General features: G+C 25.7%; 7 protein-coding genes. 3 read left to right on the forward strand and 4 right to left on the reverse strand.

The features are described 5' to 3' along the window. The first annotated feature begins 214 nt into the window (after nucleotides 1–214). From IPH62_19450 to IPH62_19460, 3 genes are all read left to right on the forward strand, one after another. On the forward strand, nucleotides 215–1,588 hold the full coding sequence (locus tag IPH62_19450) for an RRXRR domain-containing protein (GenBank protein ID MBK7107448.1): 1,374 nt from the start codon (nucleotides 215–217) through the stop codon (nucleotides 1,586–1,588). Nucleotides 1,589–1,668: 80 nt separating this feature from the next. Continuing rightward, nucleotides 1,669–2,013 (forward strand): hypothetical protein, encoded by a 345-nt coding sequence (locus tag IPH62_19455; GenBank protein MBK7107449.1) that lies wholly within the window; start codon nucleotides 1,669–1,671, stop codon nucleotides 2,011–2,013. Nucleotides 2,014–2,023: 10 nt separating this feature from the next. Further along, complete coding sequence (locus IPH62_19460) at nucleotides 2,024–2,233, forward strand: hypothetical protein (GenBank protein ID MBK7107450.1); 210 nt, start codon at nucleotides 2,024–2,026, stop codon at nucleotides 2,231–2,233. A 56-nt stretch (nucleotides 2,234–2,289) separates the two neighbouring features. On the opposite strand, the gene IPH62_19465 is transcribed toward IPH62_19460, so the two are convergent. The 4 genes from IPH62_19465 to IPH62_19480 all read right to left on the reverse strand — a co-directional run. After that, nucleotides 2,290–2,847, reverse strand: coding sequence for a hypothetical protein (locus IPH62_19465; protein MBK7107451.1), 558 nt, complete (start codon nucleotides 2,845–2,847; stop codon nucleotides 2,290–2,292). Further along, a complete protein-coding gene (locus tag IPH62_19470; GenBank protein MBK7107452.1) occupies nucleotides 2,837–3,946 on the reverse strand; it encodes a hypothetical protein in 1,110 nt (369 codons plus the stop codon). The genes IPH62_19465 and IPH62_19470 overlap by 11 nt, the downstream gene beginning before the upstream one ends. After that, entirely contained in the window at nucleotides 3,940–6,165 is a 2,226-nt protein-coding gene (locus IPH62_19475; protein ID MBK7107453.1) for a hypothetical protein, read from the reverse strand. Before IPH62_19475 ends, IPH62_19470 begins: the two co-directional genes overlap by 7 nt. Beyond that, a partial coding sequence (locus IPH62_19480; GenBank protein ID MBK7107454.1) for a hypothetical protein occupies nucleotides 6,158–7,049 on the reverse strand: 892 nt, incomplete at its 5' end. The genes IPH62_19475 and IPH62_19480, both read right to left, overlap by 8 nt.

Below are 7,049 nucleotides of genomic sequence, written 5' to 3' on the forward strand. Positions count from 1 at the left end.
TAAAGTTGAATTTGCGTAAGCAAATTAGACATTTACAAGACCATTTATGGATCTGAACAGGATATTTACTAAAGCGTCCACCTTCAAATGCCACTCCCAGTTTGAAGCTCTGTTTGTGAAAGACATTTCATCTGCAATTAGGTAACGAAAGCAGATGGTGCTTTAGTAAGTCCAGGGGAGACTGATTCTTACTCCAGACCAAGGAGAACTTTCAGTGATTATTTTTGTAAAAGATTCAAGAAACAGAGTGTTATCTCCAACTACAAAAGTAGATTGGATGAATAAGATGTTGAAAAAGAATAAAGCGAAATTAATTTGTCGAAAATTGATGTTGCTTCAATTGTCTTATCCAGTAACTTCAAAATCAAATGATGAATATGCTTATTTTATTGGAATTGACACTGGATATTCAAATATAGGTTTCTGTGTATTAAAAGAGTCATCTTCAAAAGTATTATTGTTGTTTAAAGGTGAAGTAAAACTAAGAACAGCAGATATTACTAAATTGATGACTGAAAGAAAAATGTACAGAAATATCAGAAGAAAAAATCGCAGATGCAACTGTAAAATACGAAAATTTAGATTTCCAAGATGGAGAAATAGAAGTAAGAATAAGGAAAATCCGACTAGAAATTATTTATTAAATGCTCATTTGAATGTAATTAAATATTTATTTAAATATATAGAAGAAGAAAAATCAATTATTAATTTAGAATATGCAAAATTTGATACAAATTTACTATCTGGAAATGGAAATTTACCAGGAAAAGGAACTGCATCTGAAGTTAATTTAGTTTCTTATATTTTAAAAAGAGATAATTATACTTGTTTAAAGTGTAAGAATCAAAATATTCCTCTTCAAGTTCATCATATTAAATTTAGATCTGCTGGTGGAACTAATATTTCTTCAAATTTAGCTACTGTATGTGTATCTTGTCATAAGAAGATTCATTCTGGAAATTTGAATAACAATTTTAAATTAAATGAAGAGAATTTTAAAGCATCTGGAATGTTAAATTCGGTGATGCCAAAGATATATTTAAAATTAGCAGAAAAGTATTGCATATACAAATTCTTTGGATATGAAACTAAATTTGATAGAATTAAAAGAAAAATAGTCAAATCACATTCTAATGATGCTTTGATTTTAAGTATGTTTAATGTGAATTTTAAAAATAAACAAATATTAAATTTCAATTTAAATTTGAATTTAAATTCATATAGACGACATAATAGAGCAGCAACTAAAAGAATTGAAGATAGAAGATATTACTTTAAAAATAAATTTTCTATTGCTAAAAATAGAAGAAAAAGATGCAATCAAGAAGATGATGCTTTGATTGATATAAGAAGAATATATTTAGATGCAAAATTAAAAGTTAAATCTGGAAAGATTATTTATAATTCAAGAACTAAAGATAAACCTTTTACTCCTGGAGATGTAATTTCTTTTAAATCAAAAGAAAATTACATTATAACTGGATTTAGTTCTACTCAAAGAAAAGCATTTTCTGATAAATATTCTTTTAAAATTAAAGAGGCATCTAATTTTAAAGTAAGAAGAAACAGCGGACTTACAATTTTGTAATTGTCCAATTCCTCCCCGGCCTAAAGGCTTCCCATAATGAACTTCGTTCATTATGGCGGAGTCTCCTTGGACACTAAAAGATGATAGAACACGCAAAGGAATTCTTTCCCTGTCAAGATGCTATTGATAAATTAGACAGTTTTAAAACTATAGAAGAAATTTTAACTTGGGATAAAACCCCTTTCTGTTGCTATTGGTATGCTTATTATGTTGCTAATGGAAGAGTTCCAATATTAGAACCAATAATTTTAAAAAATTCAGGAGCAGCATATTGTTATGCCAAGTATGTCATTTGGGGAAGATGGCCTGAAGGTGAAAAAATAATTAAAAAATCAAGACAATGGGGGTATCAATATAAAGAATTTGCTTCAAAAGTAGATGCAGGACTAATTAAAAAACCAGATTATAAATTTAATTTCAACTAAGGAATTTATCATGGAACACTTTCAAAAACTAATAAGAATTTGGATATTGAGGGATATTTTTACTGGCGAAGAGATGATTTCACAAACAAAAAAACCAGATGAAGATCAATTAAATACTGATGTGAAATTTAGAAACCACACCTGCTTTTGGTATCATGAGTACGATTTTGCTGCATCATTTAATAATATAATTAAATCATCAGATGGGTTAGCAGCTTAAATTATCAATCCCGCCGCCTAAGAAATTAGGTAGCGGGAATTTTTTTTACGAAATTTTTAAATTAAACCACTTTCTGCTAATGATTTAATTTCTTCAGGAGAATATCCTAACTCTTTAAAGATAACTAAACTAGTAACTTTTAATTTACCACTAGCTTCTCTTTTACTATCTTTTAATGCATTATCCATATTTTGTTTTACTAACTGTTCTGATAATTTTTCAAATGATTTATATACATCATTTAATTTATTATCAATAATACTTTCAATATTATCTTTAGACATAAATTTACTATTAGAATTAGAAATATTCTCATTAATATTATCTAAATCATTAGAATATCCTGCTAATTCTTTTACTAATTTAGCAATTTTACTATTAAATTCTTTCTCTAAATTATCTTTAATTTCATTAAATTCTTTTTTTAATTCATTAAGTATTTCAGTAGAAATAGTTCTATATACTTCATAAGGCATTTCGAAAAATGATCTATCATTAAAATATATTAGTTTATTATCAATATGGTATACTTTTCCAATATATTTACTATCATAAAAGTAACCATCATCGCCTTTAGTATGACTAGGCATAATATGAAGTTTTTCAATTGTCATTTACATTTTCCAAAATAGTTTTAGTGAAATCGACTTTATTAATATCTACTAAACTAGAAGAATTTCTTAATTTCATAGCTGAATTAACACCGAGATCATTTACTATTCCACCAGAAACAATTCCTATTTTATTAGTGTTTAGTTCTTTCCATAAATCCCCATAACATATTTTACAAATCCCAATAGAAGATTTACAATAAATAGGAGATCTTAATAATATTAATTTATTTTCTAAAAATTTAGCATTTGCGATATTTTCAATTTCTCCAGATTCAGTATTTAAATAATATCTACCATTTAATTTACCAGTCATGCTTGGCAGTACTTTTAATTTTAAATATTTTTTAGTTCCACAATCATTTTCATCTAATAAAATATTAGAATTAGCAAATACTACTTTTCTAGCTAAATATCCAGGTTCCTGACTAGCATTAGACTTATAATATTGTCCATATCTAGCTTCGGCGGCGGTTAGATAATATTCTTTTAAAGTTAATCCATCAGTTGCTAATCCATTAACAATTGGTTTTGATATATTACCTTCTAAATCCACTACAGTTCCTTTAGCAATCATTAATGTAGCTAAAGTTAATGCTGTTGATTTATTACCATTACATCCAGAAAGAATAATATCATATAATCCAGAATTTCTTTTTCTTAAATATTCTAAATATTCTTTACTAATATCAACACTTCTTTTTAGAAATTCATCTGGAGGCAAATCAGCATTTAACATTTCTCTTTTTCTATCTATAATAAATTTAGGTAGTTCAAAAGAAGAAATATCATAACTAGCTGGAATAAAAGTTGCCATTTTAAAACTTTCAGAATTTAATCTAGTTAATGCATCAGCTATAGTTTTTGGATCTGTATATTTAGCATATATTTTTTTAATTATTTTTTCCAATGAACCTTTATTAACTTCATAATCAATATATTCAAAATCATCTGGAAGCACTAAATTAAACCAAATTCTTCCTAAAGTTAATCTTTTAATTTTATTAGATGTTTTATCCGAAGAATAATCATATTTATCTGAAATATTAACTTCTTCTTTTTTTAATTCATCATATACCATTTCTAATTTATTTATTAGCATGTTTTCATTATCCGAAGTAATTCATCCAAAAATGGAACTTTCCCTATAACTTTCCACGCAACTTCATGTTTTGCTTTAATTAATTTTTCTACAGTATCTGCATCTTCTTGTCTGCAATAAACAAAACCATTTTGAAATTTCCCTCTACCGACACGATTTATTATCTGTGTTAATGAAGATTGGTTTAATGGACCAAATCCACCATCATCAAATTTATTAATAGTTGGAATATATAAGTGTTTACAATCAACATTTGCACCAATACCTAATGCATCAGTAGAAATTAATAGATAAATTTTTCTTTTAGCAAATAATTTTTGAATAGTATCTTTATGCTGTTGATGCATAGCACCCATCATTATTCCAATTCCAGATAATACTCCTTGATATAATAAATTATTATCATCTTTAATATCGGTTATTTCGTCTGGATCTTGTTGCAGATTATAATCTCTTTTATTTAATTCGCCAAGGTTAAAATATTTTAAAAATTCAATTTCATCTACATATTCTCCCATTTTATTTTGAAATGGACTTGGTAATTTTAATTTATTATTCTTGTGCTTATTTAATTCTTTTGGAGTTAAATTAGAAGAATTATAATAATCTTTACTAATTATTGTTTTATTAGTTTCTCTATTAGCTATTCTTTCAATATCGGATGCATAATTAACATCAGCAGATTTAATATATTCATTTCTAACTTGTATAAATGGAACATTTTTTTTAATTTCATTATCATAAAAATTTGATTGTGGGTGTTTTGGTAAGTCTTTTACCACATTTTTCAACATAGATATTAAACTTTGCTTGGCAAATTGTTTAGTAGAAAAAACTATCATAATACTATTTGATTGGCGAGATCTAACAATATTTTTAATTAAGTCTTCTCTAGCTTTAACTGCATTTGATATTTCAGGAGAAGATAATGATTGTAATGGAATAACAGTTATTTTAGAACGATTACTAGTTCCGTCAGTTGGTAATCCTATTTTTTCTCCGGTATTTGGATGAACTCTATTTATATTTGGAACAAATTCAAATTCAACTTTTAATATTGATTTAAAATTATCATTTAATATTGTTAATGATTCATCATTAACACTTCCAGTTAATAGATGAATTTTTGTTGAACTATGCCCTATTTCTTTAATTATTTTGCATAGAGATTCAAATAACTTTCTACTATCCGTACTTAAAGTTTTATTAGAAGAAGAATCGGACTCTGGTTTTGGAATAAGTTCTTGAACTTCATCAATTATTACATGTTCGAATTTATTTTTAATAACTCTTACATTAGTATTTATTAATGTTGGGTCTTTAACACATATAATAACAGGGACCATTTTATTTTTTAGAAATGGAAGTATCGAAATAGTTTTTGGACTAAATTCATGTTTTATTCCAGATTGATCTACAGATGATGTAACACACTCTTCAGCAAATGATAATATGAATTTTTCTTTTTCAAATGGAGTCATTTCAGTATTATTTAATGCATTTTCAAAAACAGACTTTGCAGTTCTAGTTTCGGTAAGACTATTATTTACATTACTTTGTAAGTCAGATAATGCAGCTAAAATTCCATATTCTGAATCTCTAATAAAATCATTAAATTTTATTTGTCCTGCCAATTGTCTAGTAGGAACAATATAAAATATAGTAGGAAGTTCATTATTATCAGGATCAGCAAGAAATTTAACTAATTTTTCAAAAAAGTAAGCTTTAATTGGACGAGTTTTCCCGCCGCCAGGAGGTATAGAAATAATAGTATTTTTATTTCTATTTTTAAAAATTTCATAAATATCATGCTGCCAACTAGTTAATGGAACTCTATGTAAACTACTAGTTGATTTATTAAAATCATAAGGATCAACTCTTGTAGGATTTTTATTTCCTAATATGCTTTCAGAATAACATCCACAAGAATTCCAACTATAAGTAACAGTACCATTCATAACAATAGGATTACTAGCAATTGGACATAATTGATTTTTATCTACATTTAAACTACGACATCCTATTTTGCAATTTAATTCTGAATCTAAATTAATACATTTTCCATACATATTTAAATTATTAACTTCAATATCTCTATTAGTATTTGAAGATATTGCATACGGATTTGTATATGGATTTGCAGGTTCAACTACAGAATGATTTTGAAAATTACCAGGATTAGTTAATCCAAAAATTTCATAAAAAATATTTTTATTCATAGTCTTTTGTCGCTCTAAAAATAGTAGCAACAGCATCTAAAGTAGGAGTGTATAATATATTCTCCATAGAAATAGGATTCTTCCACTTTGATTTAGTATAAACAGGATTCATCTTTTCTCTTATTTCTGTTTTCGCTTCTTCTGTAAATACTGGAATAATTGCAACAGTATCGCCATCACAATTTGGATTTACAATCATTTCTGATCCAAGAAAACTTCTTATATTTTCAGATTCCATAGTAAAATCATATGCAATTGATTCTTTTTTATTAGTAATTGTATCATCGAGAATATGATGGATTATAACTTCTTCATTATTATATTCTGAGAATTCTACTTTATTTGCAGGAATAAAATCAATATTATCCATATCTTGATATTTTAATAAATTAAATTCCAATTCAGAAGTAATAAATTTTGAAAAATTAGCAAAATCGAATTTTTTAGATGTAGTAGAATACTTCTTAAAATGATTTTTTGCATTATCAGATTCAAATAAATATTTTGAGATTTCATTAGGATAATAATTTAATTTTTTAGATTCAGAATCAGAATTTAAATGATTAAATAACGAAAATGATTTATTTTCATTAATAATCAAATTATTAACAATATTCCAAAAATCAAAATTAGTTTTTGAAATATTTATACTTAAAAAATTATATGCTTTTTTAATATTATTTAATAATTTAAATTTTTGTTTTATTACCGGAGACAACGAAAATCTCAATTTAAAAATATCATATAATTGTTTAGTTAAATATTTTGAATTGGAATATAATGAAAAAGTAGTTTTATTAATAGAACCATCAGAATCTATTAATCCAGCTGTTAATCCATATAAAAATTCATCAGTAGTATTTAATATCCAGTCAGGGAGTTTT

This window comes from Ignavibacteriota bacterium (assembly GCA_016708125.1).
Classification (GTDB): Bacteria; Bacteroidota; Ignavibacteria; order Ignavibacteriales; family Melioribacteraceae.